14 protein-coding genes are annotated in these 17,107 nt (G+C 67.4%); 10 read left to right on the plus strand and 4 right to left on the minus strand.

Features of this window, described 5'->3' with window-relative positions; all coding sequences use genetic code 11:
- Positions 1-118 precede the first annotated feature (118 nt).
- The 4 genes from ASF40_RS15230 to ASF40_RS15245 are packed head-to-tail and all read left to right on the plus strand — an operon-like array spanning position 119 to position 4,165.
- Positions 119-1,579 (plus strand): UbiA family prenyltransferase, encoded by a 1,461-nt coding sequence (locus tag ASF40_RS15230; RefSeq protein ID WP_162239867.1) that lies wholly within the window; start codon positions 119-121, stop codon positions 1,577-1,579.
- Positions 1,576-1,995, plus strand: coding sequence for a GtrA family protein (locus tag ASF40_RS15235; protein WP_056370550.1), 420 nt, complete (start codon positions 1,576-1,578; stop codon positions 1,993-1,995). The genes ASF40_RS15230 and ASF40_RS15235 overlap by 4 nt, the downstream gene beginning before the upstream one ends.
- Positions 1,992-3,116, plus strand: a complete 1,125-nt coding sequence (locus ASF40_RS15240) for a glycosyltransferase family 4 protein (protein WP_056370553.1) — start codon at positions 1,992-1,994, stop codon at positions 3,114-3,116. Before ASF40_RS15235 ends, ASF40_RS15240 begins: the two co-directional genes overlap by 4 nt.
- Positions 3,113-4,165: an acyltransferase family protein gene (locus tag ASF40_RS15245; RefSeq protein ID WP_157549712.1), complete on the plus strand. Its 1,053-nt coding sequence runs from the start codon at positions 3,113-3,115 to the stop codon at positions 4,163-4,165. Before ASF40_RS15240 ends, ASF40_RS15245 begins: the two co-directional genes overlap by 4 nt.
- On the opposite strand, the gene ASF40_RS15250 is transcribed toward ASF40_RS15245, so the two are convergent.
- Positions 4,149-6,083 carry a hypothetical protein gene (locus ASF40_RS15250; protein ID WP_157549714.1) on the minus strand — a complete coding sequence of 645 codons (1,935 nt, stop codon included), beginning with the start codon at positions 6,081-6,083 and terminating at the stop codon, positions 4,149-4,151. The genes ASF40_RS15245 and ASF40_RS15250 overlap by 17 nt on opposite strands.
- Positions 6,084-6,216: 133 nt before the next feature.
- Between ASF40_RS15250 and ASF40_RS15255 the strand changes: the two genes are divergently transcribed.
- On the plus strand, positions 6,217-7,509 hold the full coding sequence (locus ASF40_RS15255; protein ID WP_056370560.1) for an acyltransferase family protein: 1,293 nt from the start codon (positions 6,217-6,219) through the stop codon (positions 7,507-7,509).
- A gap of 140 nt (positions 7,510-7,649) precedes the next feature.
- Here the strand turns inward: ASF40_RS15255 and ASF40_RS15260 are convergent, their stop codons facing one another.
- A complete protein-coding gene (locus tag ASF40_RS15260; protein ID WP_157549716.1) occupies positions 7,650-9,791 on the minus strand; it encodes a glycosyltransferase in 2,142 nt (713 codons plus the stop codon).
- A gap of 109 nt (positions 9,792-9,900) precedes the next feature.
- Here ASF40_RS15260 and ASF40_RS15265 point away from each other — a divergent pair, with 109 nt between their 5' ends.
- Both ASF40_RS15265 and ASF40_RS15270 read left to right on the plus strand, forming a co-directional pair.
- The gene (locus ASF40_RS15265; RefSeq protein ID WP_056370564.1) at positions 9,901-10,770 is read left to right on the plus strand and encodes an ABC transporter permease; all 870 of its coding nucleotides are present in this window, start codon (positions 9,901-9,903) and stop codon (positions 10,768-10,770) included.
- A complete protein-coding gene (locus tag ASF40_RS15270) occupies positions 10,754-11,491 on the plus strand; it encodes an ABC transporter ATP-binding protein (protein ID WP_056370566.1) in 738 nt (245 codons plus the stop codon). The genes ASF40_RS15265 and ASF40_RS15270 overlap by 17 nt, the downstream gene beginning before the upstream one ends.
- A 32-nt stretch (positions 11,492-11,523) precedes the next feature.
- Here the strand turns inward: ASF40_RS15270 and ASF40_RS15275 are convergent, their stop codons facing one another.
- Positions 11,524-12,450, minus strand: coding sequence for a glycosyltransferase family 2 protein (locus tag ASF40_RS15275; RefSeq protein WP_056371510.1), 927 nt, complete (start codon positions 12,448-12,450; stop codon positions 11,524-11,526).
- 107 nt (positions 12,451-12,557) lie between these two features.
- Here ASF40_RS15275 and rfbA point away from each other — a divergent pair, with 107 nt between their 5' ends.
- Genes rfbA through ASF40_RS15290 form a run of 3 tightly spaced genes read left to right on the plus strand, consistent with a single transcriptional unit; the run spans position 12,558 to position 15,837 of the window.
- Positions 12,558-13,430, plus strand: a complete 873-nt coding sequence (gene rfbA, locus ASF40_RS15280; RefSeq protein WP_056370568.1) for a glucose-1-phosphate thymidylyltransferase RfbA — start codon at positions 12,558-12,560, stop codon at positions 13,428-13,430.
- Positions 13,427-14,428, plus strand: coding sequence for a dTDP-glucose 4,6-dehydratase (rfbB, locus tag ASF40_RS15285; RefSeq protein WP_056370570.1), 1,002 nt, complete (start codon positions 13,427-13,429; stop codon positions 14,426-14,428). Before rfbA ends, rfbB begins: the two co-directional genes overlap by 4 nt.
- Positions 14,428-15,837 (plus strand): sugar nucleotide-binding protein, encoded by a 1,410-nt coding sequence (locus ASF40_RS15290; RefSeq protein WP_056370572.1) that lies wholly within the window; start codon positions 14,428-14,430, stop codon positions 15,835-15,837. Before rfbB ends, ASF40_RS15290 begins: the two co-directional genes overlap by 1 nt.
- A 137-nt stretch (positions 15,838-15,974) precedes the next feature.
- On the opposite strand, the gene ASF40_RS15295 is transcribed toward ASF40_RS15290, so the two are convergent.
- Complete coding sequence (locus ASF40_RS15295) at positions 15,975-17,105, minus strand: glycosyltransferase (RefSeq protein WP_056371512.1); 1,131 nt, start codon at positions 17,103-17,105, stop codon at positions 15,975-15,977.
- Positions 17,106-17,107 lie beyond the last annotated feature (2 nt).

Consider the following 17,107-nt stretch of genomic DNA (forward strand, 5'->3'; position numbering starts at 1 on the left):
GACCGGCGCGGGCAAACCGAGACATCGGGAGTTGGTGCCGGCAGCTGCGAGCAATCCGAGCGCTCCCCCGCGACTACTCTTGATCGGGGCAATTTGCACGCGCACTGATGGGAGCGACTTGGAAGACCAGCGGCCGTTGATCGTCGACCTCGATGGGTCGCTCCTGCGCACCGACACGCTTCACGAGGCGGTCGCGGCCGGGCTTCGGCATCCCGTCCGGCTGCTCAATGCCTCGGCGACCCTCGGCCGCAGCGGCAAAGCCGCGATGAAGCAGGTCCTCGCGGTCGACGGCGTCGATCTGCGTCAGGCGCCGCTGAACGCTTCTGTGGTGAACTTCGTCCACCGGCGGATGGCGGACGGAGGCAGGGTATTCCTCGTCACCGGAGCGGACCGCATGCTCGCCGACCAGGTCGCCTCGCGCATCCCGGGCCTGAGCGGTGTGATGGCGAGCGACGGCACGACCAATCTCATCGGGCCGGCGAAAACGCGCGTGCTGGTCGAACGTTTCGGCGAACGCGGGTTCGACTACATCGGGAACTCGCGCGCCGACCTCGATGTGTGGGCGCGTTCGGAGGGCAGATACCTCGCGACCCTGCGTCCGGAGGGCGAGCCCGGGTGGGCGCGGGACGTCGACTTCGACGAGGTGCTGCGGGACGCCTCTCCCAACCCGCTGCGCACCTGGGCGCGCGCTCTCCGCGTGCACCAGAGCCTCAAGAACGTCCTCATCTTCCTGCCCCTCGTCGCGGCCCACGAGTTCACCAACCCTGGGATGCTGCTCGCCGCGATCGGCGCGTTCATCGCCTTCACGCTGATGGCGTTCGGCGTCTACCTCCTGAACGACACCCTCGACCTGGCCGCCGATCGCGCGCATCACACCAAGTACCGGCGTCCGATCGCTGCCGGGTGGGTCTCCCCGCTCACCGCCGTCTTCGCCAGCGGTGTGCTGACCGTCGCCGCCATCGCCCTCGGCGCGCTGCTCGGCCTGCCCTTCCTCGCCGTCCTGCTCGTGTACGCCGTGGCGACCACCTCGTACAGCTTCTGGTTGAAGCGCATCGCCGTGATCGATGTGGTCGTGCTCGCACTCCTCTACATGGTGCGCATCGTCGCGGGCGCCGTCGTGACCGGCATCGAGCTGTCGTTCTGGTTCACCGCGGTCACGCTCTTCCTCTTCCTCTCCCTTGCCCTGGTGAAGCGGTACGCCGAAGCGCACGAGTCGCGCGAGCGCACCGGCGAGATCCCCGGCCGCGGCTATTCGGGCGAAGACGTGCACGCGATTCTGGCACTCGGCAGCGCTACCGGCATCGCCGCGGTCCTCCTGGCCGCGGTCTACATCCAGAGTGAAGCGGTGTCCGACATCTACCCGTCCCCCACGGCGCTCTGGCTGGTGATACCGACCGCGTTCTACTGGGTCGCGAACCTGTGGCTGAAGGCCGGCCGCGGTCAGATGCACGACGACCCGCTCGTCTTCGCGCTCCGCGACCGTGCCAGCCTCGCCGCCGGCGCGGTGATCCTGCTCGCCTTCGTGGCAGCCTCCGTCCCGGTCGTGGAGCAGTTGATCGCTGGCGGGCAGACACCGTGAGCGAGCGCGCCCGCCAAGGACTGCGGTTCCTGCTCGTCGGCGGGTACAACGTCGCCTTCACCCTGGCCGTGTTCTGGGTGCTCGACACCCTGTGGGGCCAAACGATCGGCGTGCAGGCGGTGTATTGGACCTCTGCCGTCCTCGGCGTCATCAACGGCTTCATCGCCCAGCGCGTCTTCGTGTGGCGCTCGAGCGGCGCCTGGCACGGCGAACTGTTCAAGTTCTTCGTCCTCAACGCGGCCGTCTCCGCCGTCAACTCCTTCCTGCTGTTCCTCACCGTGACCCTGTGGGGTCTTCCCGCCTTCCCCAGCCAGGTCGGCATCACCGCCCTGCTGACGCTGACCTCCTTCTTCGCCAGCCGCAACTGGGTATTCCGAGCACCCGCCGAGACCGAGGACGAGAGCACACCGTCATGACACGCCGAATCGATGTGTTCCTGCAGTACTACAAGCCCCACGTCAGCGGGCTGACCAACATGGCGGCCACCCTCGCCGAATTCGCGGCCGCCCAGGGCTACGACGTGCACGTGCATTGCGTCGCGAAAGCCGGTGCCTCGACGGTGAGCGAGATCGACGGCGTCACCGTGCACGCGTACCGCCGGTCCTTCTCATTGGGCCGGGGGAACTTCTCGCTCGGATTCCTCGCGGCCGCGTGGCGCGTGCGCTCCCTGCCGGGCATCGCCCACTTCCATCTCCCACTCCCGGAATCGGCCTTCTTCGCGTGGACCCTGCGGCACCGCCCCCTCGTCGTCACGTATCATTGCGACGCCCCGATGATCGGCCCCCTCGGCACGCTGGCGGCCAAGGCACTGGACATCTCGCACGGCGCGCTCATCCGCAAGTCGTCAGCCACCGCGACATCGAGCATGGACTACGCCGAGAACTCGCGCCTCAGCAAGCTCTTCCGGTCCGTCGGGTCCCGCGGCATCCCCGCGACCAGCCTCGATCGCGCGGGCGGGTCACCGAGGTACGCGGTTGCCGATCGCCGGCAGATCGGGTTCCTCGGACGCCCGACCTCCGAGAAGGGAATCGACGTCCTCATAGAGGCGCTCGATCGCCTCCCGGAGGACGTGATGCTGACTCTGGCCGGGCCGCTGGACGGGCTGAGCGACGATGTCGGATACGACCGGGCCCGCTTGCAGCAGTTGATCGACGCGGGCAGAGTGCGTTCCCTCGGATTCCTGGAAGAGACCGACATCGCAGATTTCTACGCGTCGCTGGACCTCTTCGTGCTGCCATCGACGAACTCCTTCGAGGCGTTCGGCATCGTTCAAGTGGAGGCGATATCGGCGGGCACTCCCGTGGTCGCATCGGAACTGCCCGGCGTGCGGACCATCCCGAGGAACACCGGCTACGGCGAGATCGCACCCGTGGGCGACGCCGAGGGCCTGGCCGAAGCCATCGAGGCGGCCTTGTCGTCCGATTACGACAGGCCTCGCTCGCGCGCGGTGCTCGAGTCGGTGTATCTGCCGCCGGTCCCCGAGAACGCATACATGGCGATCTTCGACTCGCTGTCGTCCGAGGCGAAGAGATCGTGACGACCCCCGATGCCCAGCCCCGGCCCGCCCGGGTTCGCGATCGCAGCGTGGACGTGCTCCGAGGGATCGGCATCGTCGTCGTGGCAATGGGGCACGTGGATCTCTCGGGCGTCGGCGGCGCGTGGGCGGTGTACCTCTACTCGTTCAACGTGGCGCTCTTCTTCGTCGTCAGCGGCTACATGTGGCGCGACGCTCCCGGAACGCCGTACTGGCGACTCGTGGTCAAGAAGGCCCGTCAGATCCTTATCCCCTACGCTGTGCTCTTCGCCATCTCGCTGCTGTACGGCCACATCGTCGTCCGATACGCGTTCGACCAGCCGGTCGTTCCGTTCGATCTTCGACAGACCGCGAAGGCGTTCCTGCTCTCGAGCGAATGGCTGAACACGGTCCCGACGTTCAACTTTGCGCTTTGGTTCCTGCCGATCTTCTTCATCGCCTCGGCCCTGTTCCCACTTGTCCAGAAGATCAAGCCGATGGTCGTGTACGTTCCGGTCATGCTCCTCGTGATGGCATCCGCGATCCCGATCCAGTACTGGCTGCCCGGCCGCCCGCCGCTCGCGATCAACGTGCTTCCGGTGGCGATCGGTTTCATGGGCGCGGGGTTCCTCGTCCGACGCTGGCTCGATGTCCGCCGCGTCGGTCTGCCGGTCGCGACGGCCCTGTTCGCGTTGACGCTCGTCATCGCGTACAACTTCCCCGGCAACGTCGCGGCGATCGGCACGCTCTGGTACTTCCCCTCGGCCGTCGCGAGCTTCATCCTCTACCTGCGCATCGCGCAGGATGTGGAATCAAGCCGTCTGCTGGCCTACATCGGCACGAACAGCCTGGTGATCTTCGGCGTGCACGGACTCGTCGCGAACACCTACGGCTATACGCCGATCCCCTCGTACTTCGCGGGCTGGAACGGGTTGATCATCTACGTCATCAACGTCGTGTACGTCGTGATCGTGACTGTCGCGATCGTGTTCGCCTACCGGTGGGTGAAAGCGCGAGCGCTCTCCCGCCGCCGCACGGCGGCGCCGCGGCCGACGGTCAGCGGCACGCGTTGACGAACACGCTCGAGGCTGTCGGGAACATTCCGGAGCTCGGAACCGTCTGCAGCTGCTCCCAGCACGCCGCCTGCTCGGGATAGCGCTCCCGCCACTGGTCCTCGGTGCCTGCATACAGGACCAGGAAGTCGGCTGACCGCACCGGGTCGACCGTCGCGGTGCCCGCCTCGAGCGCTGCCAGCTCCATCGGAACCACGAGGTTGCAGAGGCGATCTCCATACAGGCTGTACGGGAGTGCCGAAAGCATCGTCTGCTCCGCGTTGCCCCACTCCTTGACGCCGCCGAGAGTCTCGATGGCGATGGTGGAGCACCCGTCCTGGGGCAGCCAGGAGCTGCCCGAGCCCGCTCCCCAGGGATTGCCGGGAGTGGACGGCTGCGCCGATTCACCGAGGGTGCGCAAGTCCTTGGCCACATGCAGGCCGGGGTACGCGTTGGCCTCGGTCCACGCGATCTGCACGCTCGCGATGACCAGCGCGCACACCGCGGCGACGACGTCGACGACCCGAACCGCCAGGAACGATGACAGCACGACGGCCCCGAGGAGGACGACCGTCGGACCGACCACATAGCGCGCGTCGTATGCCGACGGCTGGATCATCAACGTCGCGGCGACCAGGCCGACAGCTCCCAGCTGCAGGCGCCAGGGCCACGCGGCACGGTCATCGCGGCGCCGGAGGAGGAAGAGGACGAGCTGCGCGACCAGTACCGCCGCGGTGAGGAGGATGACCGCGAGGGGCACGTAGCCGAAACCGCCCGCCCGTGGGTCGTAGTCGGGCTTCGCGACACCGTGGAGCATTCCGGTCGCGATCGAACCCAGGTACGTGATCAGGCGGCCGGGGTCTACCAGCCCCGAGCCGCGGTCACCGGAGACGAAGATCGAGAAGTCGACGACGCCGTTGAAGTGCAGGGGCCCGAACGAGGCCTTGACGGGGTACACCGGATTACCGAAGGACACGAGGTTTCTGGCGTAGAACGCGAGCCCGAGCACCATCGGCGTGGCCGCGCCGACGATCACCGGCCACAGCGCCGCCCACCAGCCACCGGCTCCGCGTCGACGCAGGAACGCGGTCGCGAGCCAGACCACCAGGAGCAGCGCGCTCGTCAGGATGCCTGCGGGTTTGGTGGCCAGGATGGCCGCGGCGATCGTCCCGGCCAGGATCATCTCGGGTGCGCCGACGCGCTTGACCACCAGGATGACGATCATCAGTGCGGCGACGGCTGCGCCGTAGGCGACGTCCACATAGAGGATGCGGGGCTGAAGCCAGATCACGGGCGCCGAGACGATGAGAGCGCCGAAGGCGACGCGCACCCACGGGCGGGAGAATCGCCGGGCAAGCATGACGTTGAGGGCGAGCAGCAGGATGACCAGATGGGGCAGCTGGATGCCGTTGTCGAACACCGTCGCCCCGGTGAACGCGGCGAGGTTCACCCCGCCCATCATGGTCAGGTCGGTGTAGAACATGTACTGGTTTGGGGAGTGCCATCCCCAGAGCGTCCCCGTCTGCAGAAGCTGCGCGAGGATCGGTCCGTGATACAGCTGCCCGTCGATCGACAGTTCGGGCGTGATGACCACTGCCAAGACCTGGATCGCCACCAGTGCAGCGATGATCGCGGCGCTCGGCCACGCGGCCGACGTCCAGCGCCCCAGGCCGCCTGAACTCCGGACGAGCTGCCTGCGCACGCGCGGCGTCGACGCGATGATCACGAGCACCACCGCGCACACCAGGTTGGTGATCTGCCATGGCAGGCCGATCGCCGCGAGGCCGGCGAGGACGAGTCCATAGCCGTAGACCCCCGCGACCGCCGCGAAGAGCAGCGCCAGGGATCGACCACGGCTGGGTGCGATGAGGAGGTAGACGACGATGAACACCGCCAATTGCACGGCGAGCCCGACGATCCCAGCACCCATATTCAGCACACGGTGAGAATAGTCGAACCGCGCCTACGTCGCGGACGGCCCCTCCATTCGGGATGTGGGCGCGGCCGTGAAAGAATCTCCACGGCCGCCGATCCCCTTCTCCCCCGGTCGGCCACCCTGAGGAGCAGCCCAGATGACCGAATCACGCCGACCGCAGGGCGGTGGCATCGCCTTCCCGTCCGTCGAGGTGACACCCATGGGCGAGCGCCGGATCGGCGCCCTCACCGGGATCCGCTGGTGGGCGGCGTTCGGCGTGCTCCTATCCCACAACATCCCCGGCGGCGACACCCCGCGAATCGTCCAGTCCTTCTTCGAGCAGGGCAACCTCGGCGTCACGGTTTTCTTCGTGCTGTCGGGCTTCATCCTCACCTACACCTACGCCGGATCCCTCGCCCGACCGACGGGCGCCAAGATCTGGAACTTCTACGTCGCGCGATTCGCCCGCGTCTATCCGCTGTACCTGCTCGTCCTGCTGTGGGTCACCCCGCGGAAGATCGTCACCTATGGCGCCCCCATCGATGAGTCGTGGCTCGGCCACCTCTTCGGCGTGCAGGCGTGGTTCCGCCTTCCGATCGCCTGGGACTGGAACGGCCCCGCGTGGTCTGTCTCCGTCGAGTTCTTCTTCTACGCACTGTTCCCGCTCATCATCTTCCTCGCGCGACCGCTGCTCACATCGGAGCGACGGGCATGGGCCTTCGCCGGGATTGCCCTCGCCGCGGTCGTCCTCGAGTCAGTGCTGGCCGAGCCCATCGGCTGGACGAGCGATGGCACGGCCACGGTCTTCCCGCCGCTGCGGCTGTGCGACTTCGTGCTCGGCATGGCGATCGGCGCGGTCTACCTCCGCTCGAAGTCGAACCGACGCCACGCACGTTGGGGCCTGGCGCTGCTCGCGCTGTGGCTCGTGTGGACGATCTTCGTCATCTGGCTGCGCACTTCGTACTACGGCGTCCCCGGGTTCAACATCGCGTACGCCATTCCCTCCGCGGCGCTGATCCTCGGGCTCGCCTGGACACCCGATCTCGCCACCACCCGGTGGCTCGCGACGCGCCCCATGATCGTGCTCGGCGAGGCGTCCTACGCGTTCTATCTGATCCACATGTCGGTCGGCGCCGACCTGACGCTCGGCCTCCTGTCGAACGGATTCGGCAAGAAGAACACCTTCCTGTGGATCATCGGGGTGATCTTCCTGACCGCGATGGCGATCGGCCTCAACACGATGGTCGAGACGCCGGCCCGGCGATTCATCCGCAAGTGGCTCACACCCCAGCGCAAGAGCGCCACGTCCTCGGGCCCCGGACGGGCCGAGCACGAGGACGCCGTCACCGACGATCCGGTCGCCTCATCCAGCGATTCCGCGAAGGAGCCGGAACCCGAGACGGCGGAGGGAACCCAGACGGAGATGCGCGCCAGCGCCACGCGCGACTAGACCGGACCGCATCGTCGTGGCCGCCTCCCGGTGACGGCGTCGCTTGATCCGCTCTTCAGGCCGGACCCGCGCAATCGTCCGCCGGTCCCGCCGTCCGTGCCATCACGCCTGGCGCACTCGCCGGGAGTGCTGCGGCCGCGTCACGAAGCGGGCGCTGCGGCGTCCGCCACTGCCGCGGCCCCGCGGAAGTACCCATCGACCGAATCCAGTCGCGCATCGAACGCGGCGACGGAGAACGACGATTCGATGCGCGCACGGGCGGCCTCGGCGCGTTCCAGCGCATCGCGCTCGTTCGCGGTGATCATCAGGAACGCATCGAGATACGACGACACGTCGTCGAACGCGGGCACCGGAAAGCCGGTCGTGGCGTCGAGCACCTCGCCGACTCCACCCACCAGGGGAGCGACCACCGGGATGCCGGCGCCCATGGCTTCGAGCAGGCTCAGCGGCAGCCCCTCCCACTCACTGGTGAGCACGTAGGCGTCGAACTCGTCCAACGGCAGATCACAGAACGAGGCGAACGGCGGGTGGCGCACCGCACCTGCGCGCTCGAGCCGGTCCAGGGTGTCGGCCAGGGCCGCGTCACCCATCACCTCGAGACCGTAGAAGTGCAACTCCACCGCCAGTCCCCGCGAACGGGCAGCCTCCGCGACGCGGGCGAGGATGTCGAGCCGCTTCGGAAGGTCGAACCGGCCGGCCCAGAACACGCGCAGGGGCCTGCCTACACCGATCCCCGCCGGGGAGGTCCGACGCCGACGCGGGACGTCGACGATGTTGCGCTGGACGACGAATCTCGACCGGTCGAATCCGAGTTCGTCCACGACGCGGTCGATGTACTGCCGCGTATCGACGAGCACCCCCGAGACGTGGTCGAGGAAGTGCGGCGATCTCAGGAACAGGACGGACAGTCGCTCCCCGTCGCTGCTGCGGTCGATCGCGAAGGTCGAGAGGAAGAGCCAAGAGTGCTCCGCCAAGGCAGCACCGAAGCGCTCCACCACGTCGAAGGCGACGGTGGAGTTGAACGCGTGCACGGTGTGCGGGCGCAGCTGTCCGATGAGTTGCGGAACTATCCATCCGACGAGCGCGTCGCGGTGCACGCCACGATCGAGGACCGACACGCACTCGACGACGCTCGCCTTGCCCGTCAGCTCCGCAAGCCGCGTCGAGCGGACGGGCTCGGTGGTGATCAGCGCGATCGACGCGTCAGGGTCTCGGCGAAGGATCGCGTCGATGTAGTCGACCACGACGCGATCACCGCCACCGGTGCGCAGCCACGGCGCGAAGAAGAGGTAGTCGAGGCGATCCGGAAGCTGCGACCGCAGCCACCAGTACGCCTCGATCTCGCGCATGGCGCTCGGAGGGGGCTCGTCCCAGTCCTCGGCCCACCGGGCGACGTCCGGTCTCGGGAACGGCACGAGGGGCTCGATCCGATTGGCGGCTCGCCAGGCATCGACGAGTGCGTGCCCGAACCGCCCAGCGCTCGCGCGGCGCCGGCGAAGAGCATCCGCCATGTCCAGCCAGGGCCGACCGAGACGTCCTCCCACGCGGCGAGCGCGGGGGAAGAGCCGGGCTGCCCTCGGGGGCCGAGGCAGCTCGGCACCTTCAGCGACCGCAGAGTCCGCGAGCGTCGGCAGGGCACCGAGCACCGGGCCTGATCGGACCCTGGCATCCTGGTCGCCCCAGCGACGGATGAAGGTCGCGGTGTGAGGAACTGACCGTTGTGGGATGGCGGCCTGAACCAGGCTCGCGGTCAGGGCGAGGCTGCCCCCTTGGTCGGGCGCGACGCCGCTGAGCGTCTCGCGACGAGCCAGCAGCGTGGGGGCCCAGACGTCGACGTGGGCCAACGCCCGCCTGGTCCGCACCTCATCCGGCCGCGCGGGCTCCCACGTGGGCTGCGTCCACGTTCCGGTGCGACGACCGAAGGTCACCGCCGCGCCCGGCCGGAGGACCGCGCCGCCGTCGCTCTCGGCGGCATGACCCAGGAATCGCTCGTCGACGAGATCTCCGGCTTCGACGATCGCGATGTAGTCCGCCGACGACTCGGCGATGACGCGGGAAACCAGTGCCGCGGGGTCTTCTCCCTCGAGCGCGCGCATTGTCGCGTTCGCCCGCACGTGCTCGGGAGCCCGCGCCGCCACCGCAGGGGTCGCTGCGACGGTCACACGCACGTCGAAACGGGCGCGGGTGGCCTCGCCCGCGACGAGGACGGAACGCACTGTCGGAGCCAGCTCGCGACCGTGACGCCACCCGGGAACGATGACGTCGATTGTAGAACGGGGCACGTCGTCCTTTCCGGCAGTACGCCCATGATATCCATCGCGCTCCTGGACGATCTGTCAGTCACGGCAGATTAGGATGTTGTGGTTGCGTGCCCGACCAGCGCCAGAACTTATGACACAAGAACCCTCCCCCGCCGCCTCGGCCTTGCGGTCCCCCGGCGCCGGCCTCGGCCTCATCGATGTGCTGCGCCGACGACACCTGCTCGCCCTCCTGGTGCGCAAAGAGGTGCAGATCCGCTATCGCGGCTCGGTGCTCGGCTGGCTCTGGTCGTATGTCAAGCCGCTCGTCCAGTTCGCCGTCTTCTTCGTGGCGCTCGGAATCTTCCTGGGCCTCAACTCGTCGATCGAGTTCTACCCGGTCTATCTCCTCGCCGGCTTCACCGCCGTGACGTTCTTCAGCGAGGCGTTCCAGAACGGCACCAAGAGCATCGTCGACAACGCCCCGCTCATCAAGAAGATCTATCTTCCGCGAGAGCTTTTCCCCGTGGCCAGCATGCTGGTGGCGACGGTCAACGTCCTCCCCCAGGTCCTCGTCGTCTGGGTCATAGCGATCGTGTTCGGCTGGCAGTTCTCCTTTGCCGCGGTCGGCGCGATCGTCCTCGGCTTCCTGATCATCGCGATCCTGTCCACCGGCCTCGGCCTGCTGTTCGGCGCGATCAACGTCGCGTTCCGCGACGCGCAGAGCTTCGTCGAGATCATCATCATGTGTGCGATGTGGGCGTCGCCCGTCATGTACCAGTGGTCGATGGTGCAGCAGCAGGTCTCCGCATTCTGGTTCGACATCTACAGGCTGAATCCGCTGACCCCCGCAGTTGAGCTCTTCCACTTCGGCTTCTGGCTCGCTCTGGACCCCGAAGGCGGCCGCCCGATGCCCGACCTCGCCTTGTATTCGTTGTACGCGCTGATCGTCGCGGTCGCCGCGCTCGTGATCGGTCAGGTTGTCTTCCGCAAGTTGGAGGGGCGCTTTGCACAAGAGCTTTAGTGAAACGCCGGCGATCCTGGTCGAAGACGTCCACAAGGACTTCAAGCTGCGTCACACGCACTCCATCAAGGAGACGTTCCTCGCCGCCGTTCGACGCAAGCCGCTGACCACTGACTTCCACGCGCTGGACGGCGTGTCCTTCGCCATCGAACAGGGCGACTCGGTCGCGTTGCTCGGCTTCAACGGCTCGGGCAAGTCCACGATGCTGAAGCTCATTTCGGGCGTGCTTCTTCCCGATCGCGGGCAGGTGCGCACTCGCGGGCGCGTCGCCGGTCTCATCGAGGTCGGCGCCGGCTTCCATCCGGACCTGTCCGGACGCGAGAACGTGTACCTCAACGCGGCCATCCTGGGGATGTCGAAGAAGGAGACGGAAGACCGCTTCGACGAGATCGTCGCCTTCAGCGAGATCGAGAAGTTCATCGACACGGAGGTGAAGCACTACTCCTCCGGCATGTTCCTGCGTCTGGCCTTCGCCGTCGCCATCCACACCGAGCTCGACATCCTGCTGATCGATGAGATCCTCTCGGTCGGTGACGAGCCGTTCCAGCAGAAGTGCCTGGCGCGCATTCGCGATATGCACGACCAGGGCAAGACGCTGGTCGTGGTCTCGCACGACCTCGATATGGTGTCGAACCTGTGCAGCCGCGGGATTCTGTTGCGCGGCGGGCAGGTCGCGTTCGACGGCGACAGCAAGCAAGCCGTCGCGGTGATGCGCGGCTGAGGCAGGTCGCGCGCAGCCGCCGGAGCGGGCGGCTACCTCCGCCGCCGCAGCCGGCGCAGTCGTCGCCAGATCGGATGGCGGGCGTAGATCTCGCGCGCGAGATCCTCACCGCGGCGGGAGATCGCGGCGAGCAGTTCCTCATGCCTGCGTTCCATCTCCGCGTCCAGATTCTTCTCGATCAGGCCGATGTAGAGAGGAAGCCCTGACCCGTTCTCCCGCACCCAGCGGGTCAGTTCCCGGTCACGGACCGCGAGGTCGTCGCGGGCATGGGCGCCCTCGAGCTCGAACATGCTGTTACCGTCCGCTCCCTCGGCGGCGGGGCGGTGCATCCAGTAGGCGAGCGGGGTTCCGCCGAGGAAGGCGACGGGATGCCGAGCGGTCAGGCGCAGATAGAACTCCCAGTCCTCGACCGTCTCAAGCGATTCGTCGTAGCCCCCGAGTTCCTGGTGAACGGCGCGTCGGTACAGGAACGAGATCGGCACCGCCCGGTTGATCTCCAGCAGGCTTGTGAAGTTCACATGGGTCAGTCCCGCCCAGTACGGCACGCGGGACGTCTCGACCCACTCGCCGTCGCGCTGTTCTTCCTCCACGATCTCAGTGGCCACCATGACCCCCGCATCCTGCGGACTCGCGTCGAGGAGCGCAACGGTCTTGGCGAGAAAGTGAGGGTGCCACAGATCGTCGTCGTCGTGGAGCACGATGTACTCCGCACCGGTCGAAAGCACTCCGAGATTCGCCGCTGCGCAGCGCCCTCCCGGCGCGACGGTGTCGACCACGGAGACACGGTCGGCGAGAGACGACGACCACACCACGTCGTCCACCTCCTCGCGGACGCCGCCGTCGTTGACGACCACGACCTCGATATCGCCGAACGACTGCGACGCGATGTCCTCCAGCGCCCGGCGGAGGAAGCCCGGACGATCCTTTGTGCGTACGACGACGGATACGCGGTGTGACATCGGATAAGCGTACCGGTGCGCCGCGTCCGCCCGTGCCGTCGCAATCTGCGCGGCGAGGAACACGCACGCTGATAGCGTCTGAGTCGACGGCACAGAGAGGGAGTGGTGTGAAAGGGATTCTCCTCGCGGGAGGCTCGGGCACTCGCCTGCACCCCGTGACATTGGGTGTTTCGAAGCAGCTCGTTCCGGTGTTCGACAAACCGATGATCTACTACCCTCTGTCGACGCTGATGCTCGCCGGAATCCGGGAGATCCTGGTCATCACCACACCACACGACCAGTCCGCGTTCCAGCGGCTGCTCGGTGATGGAAATCAGTTCGGCGTGGACATCTCCTTCGCAGTACAACCGTCACCAGACGGCCTCGCGCAGGCGTTCACGATCGGCGCGGATTTCATCGGCGGTGACCGCGTCGGCCTCGCTCTCGGCGACAATCTGCTGTACGGTCCCGGGCTCGGTTCCCAGCTGGAGCGTTACACCGAGATCGATGGCGGGCTCATCTTCGCGTACTGGGTCGCGGAGCCCTCGGCGTACGGTGTCGTCGAGTTCGACTCATTCGGTCGCGCAATCTCGCTCGAGGAGAAGCCGGCAGAGCCGAAGAGCAATTATGCGGTGCCGGGCCTCTACTTCTACGACAACGACGTCGTGGAGATCGCAGGTAACCTCTCGCCGAGCGCGCGGGGCGAGCTCGAGATCACCGACGTCAACAACACCTACCTGCGGGAGCGGAGGCTGCAGGTGGAGATTCTACCCCGAGGCACTGCGTGGCTGGACACCGGCACATTTGACCAGATGGCTGACGCCGCCGACTACGTGCGGACCATGCAGCGACGCACCGGCCTCTCGATCGGCGTTCCGGAAGAGGTGGCGTGGCGCCAGGGTTTCCTCACGGACGACGATCTGCGGGAACGGGCCGAGAAACTCGTCAAGTCGGGGTACGGCACGTACCTGCTCGAGGTGCTGCGGAGCGGGCCGCGATGACCCGGCGTCTGCTGGTGACCGGCGGCGCCGGCTTCATCGGTTCGAACTTCGTCCACCACGTCCTGGAGAACAGCGACGATCACGTGACGGTCCTCGACAAGCTCACCTACGCCGGAAACCTCGCCTCCTTGGATGGCCTGCCCGCGAACCGCTTCCGGTTCGTGCACGGCGACATCGCCAACGCCGCGCTGGTCGACGAACTCTTCGCCGATGCCGATGCCGTGGTGCACTACGCCGCCGAGTCACACAACGACAACTCCCTGGACGACCCCCGGCCCTTCCTCCACACGAACATCGTCGGGACGTTCACCCTGCTGGAGGCGGCGCGAAAGCACGACCGCCGCCTGCACCACATCTCTACCGACGAGGTGTACGGCGATCTCGAGCTGGACGATCCGGAGCGGTTCACCGAATCCACACCGTACAATCCGTCCTCACCGTATTCGTCGACAAAGGCTGGGAGCGACCTGCTGGTGCGGGCGTGGGTGCGCTCGTTCGGGGTGCGCGCGACGATCTCGAACTGCTCGAACAACTACGGTCCGTACCAGCACGTCGAGAAGTTCATCCCGCGTCAGATCACGAACGTACTGCGCGGCATCCGTCCCAAGCTGTACGGCAAGGGCGAGAACGTCAGGGACTGGATCCACGCGGACGACCACTCGTCGGCGGTGCTGACGATCCTCGAGAAGGGCGAGCTCGGAGAGACGTACCTCATCGGCGCGGACGGCGAACGCAACAACAAGGACGTCGTCGAGCTGATCCTCACGACGATGGGGCAGCCTCGCGACGCCTATGACCACGTCGTCGACCGCGCCGGCCATGACCTGCGCTATGCGATCGACTCGACCAGGCTGCGCACCCAATTGGGCTGGACCCCCGCCTACGGGGACTTCGAGTCCGGACTTGCCGCGACCATCGACTGGTACCGGACTAACGACGCCTGGTGGGCGCCCGCCAAGGACGCCACCGAAGCGTTCTACGCGTCGAGGGGCCAGTGATGACAGAGTTCGGGAAATCGCTCGCCTCGTCCCCGACTCCGATCCCCGGTCTCGTGGTCTGGGAACTGCCCGTCCATGGGGACAACCGGGGCTGGTTCAAGGAGAACTGGCAGCGGGAGAAGATGACCGCGGCGGGTCTGCCGGATTTCGGTCCCGTGCAGAACAACATCGCCTTCAACGACGCGGTCGGCACCACCCGCGGAATCCACGCTGAGCCCTGGGATAAGTTCGTCTCGGTCGCGAGCGGTCGCATCTTCGGGGCGTGGGTTGACCTGCGTGAGGGCCCGACGTTCGGTGCCGTATTCACGACCGAGGTCGACCCGTCGCGTGCGATCTTCGTACCCCGCGGGGTGGGCAACGCCTACCAGACCCTGGAACCCGACACTGCCTATGCATACCTGGTCAACGACCACTGGTCGCCGGACGCCACTTACACATTCCTCAATCTCGCCGACGAGACGTCAGCCATCGAGTGGCGGATCCCGCTCGACGAGGTCGAGATCTCGGCGAAAGACGTCGCCCACCCACGTCTGGATGCCGTCACTCCGATGCCGCCCCGCAAGACGCTCGTTGTCGGAGCCAACGGCCAGCTGGGTCGCGCTCTGCGCGGTGCACTCGGGGACGCGCCGCACATCGAGTACGCGACCCGTCAGGACATCGACCTCACTTCGGACGATCTCGCATCCGCCCGACGCTGGCGCGACTACGACACGATCATCAACGCGGGCGCTTACACGGCGGTCGACCTTGCAGAAACCCCTGAAGGCCGCTCGCAGGCTTGGGCAGCGAACGCCAGCGGCGTGGCGGCACTCGCCAGGGTCGCGACAGCCAACGGGATCACGTTCGTGCACGTGTCGAGCGACTACGTCTTCGACGGCTCCCTGAACCGGGCATACCGTGAGGACGACCCGTTCGCGCCCCTTGGCGTCTACGGACAGTCGAAGGCGGCAGGCGACACCGCCGCTGCGACGGCTCCACGCCACTACATCCTGCGCACGTCGTGGGTGATCGGCGACGGCAAGAACTTTGTGCGCACGATGGCCTCACTGGCAGAGCGAGGAATCGACCCCAAGGTCGTCGACGATCAGATGGGGCGCTTGACGTTCACCCACGACATCGCGCGCGGGATCCGGCATCTTCTCGACGCCCGTGCGCCTTTCGGAACATACAACCTCACGGGCTCAGGGGATCCGACGACGTGGGCGGGTATCGCGCGCGCGGTCTTCACTGCCACTGGTCACGACCCCGACCGAGTTACCGGCGTGTCGACGGAGGAGTATTTCGCGTCCGCGACCGGCCCGGTGGCGACGCGACCGCGCAATAGCCTCCTCGACCTAGCGAAGCTGGAGGCGGTGGGGTACGTCGCGTCCGATGCCGAAGCGTCTCTGCGCCGGTACCTCGCGACGTAGGCGGCATGATGCGCTGTGATCACGATCAGGTGATCAGGGGCGACGACGGTCCCTGGACCTGCCGTCAGTGTGGCCACGTGTTCGTCCTGCCGGTCACCGACTGATCGGCTCGTCCGCCCCGTCGGGTCGAGCAGCGGTCACAGCTCGGCGTGCAGCATCCACACCTTGTCGGCGGCCTCGCGCCACGAGAACGCGCGACCGCGATCCCCCGCGAGCACGCCGAGACGCTCGGCGGCGGCGGTCGATCCGAGCCCCGTCGCCAACGCCGCGCCCAGCCCGTCCGCGAGGCTCGCAGCATCCGTTCCCGCTACCAGCTCTCCCCCGTCGAACACCACCTCGTCGTGAACCGCAGACGAGGCAGCGATCACGGGCACACCGAGTGTCAGGGCATCGACCACGCGCCATGGGAACGCGGCTCGGCGCGAAGGCGCCACGAACGCGACCGCCGCGCCGAACACCGCCGCCCGGTCGGGGGCGTCCAGAGCGCCCCGCACATGCAGCGCCCGCTCGGGGAGCCCCGCCGCAGAGGCGAGGTCCTCTACCGCGGGCTCGTGCCCCTCCTCGACGTCGATCACGACCACCGGCAGATCGACACCGGATGCTGCCACCGCCGCGAGCCCGGCATCCAGACCCTCCGACCCCAGCGGTCCGCCCGCGAGCAGCACGTACCCCTCGGGCAGACCCAGCGCGCGGCGACGACCCACTTCATCCACCGGCACCGAGAACCCGAGCGGCGAAGCCCCCGCGATCACCCGCACCCGGTCCCGCAGGCCGGGCGCGATCTCCAACAGCCGCACCGCCATCGAATGCGCCGGCACCACCACCGCGTCCGCGTGCTTCACCGCGCGCTTCAGCATCGCCTTGTGCCACGCCACCACCGCCCGGGGCAGCTCCGAGGGCGACTCCCACGGCCGAAGGTCCCAGACCGTGACGACGGCCTGATCGTGGTCGTGCACCCGATCGTGGCGCACCAGCGGCGCGAACAGCGTCGGCGAGTGGATCATCCCACCGCCGATGCCGGTACCCACGCCCAACTGCAGCGCAGCCGCGAGCTCACGTCGCGGGAGGGCCGTACGGCGCACACCCGCCAGACCCGGCACCGAGTCCAGTGCGCCTTCGACCCCGCCGGCCGGCGCGATCGCCTCTACCTCGCACCCCGACGGCGCCCCCAGCACCAGCGCCCGCGCAAGCTCGCGCGACGCCTCTGCCAACTCCGGCTCGGAGGGCGCAACGAGCTGATCCAGCACAACGCGGAGAGTTGCGACCACGA

The organism is Microbacterium sp. Leaf288 (assembly GCF_001422925.1).
Lineage (GTDB): Bacteria > Actinomycetota > Actinomycetes > Actinomycetales > Microbacteriaceae > Microbacterium.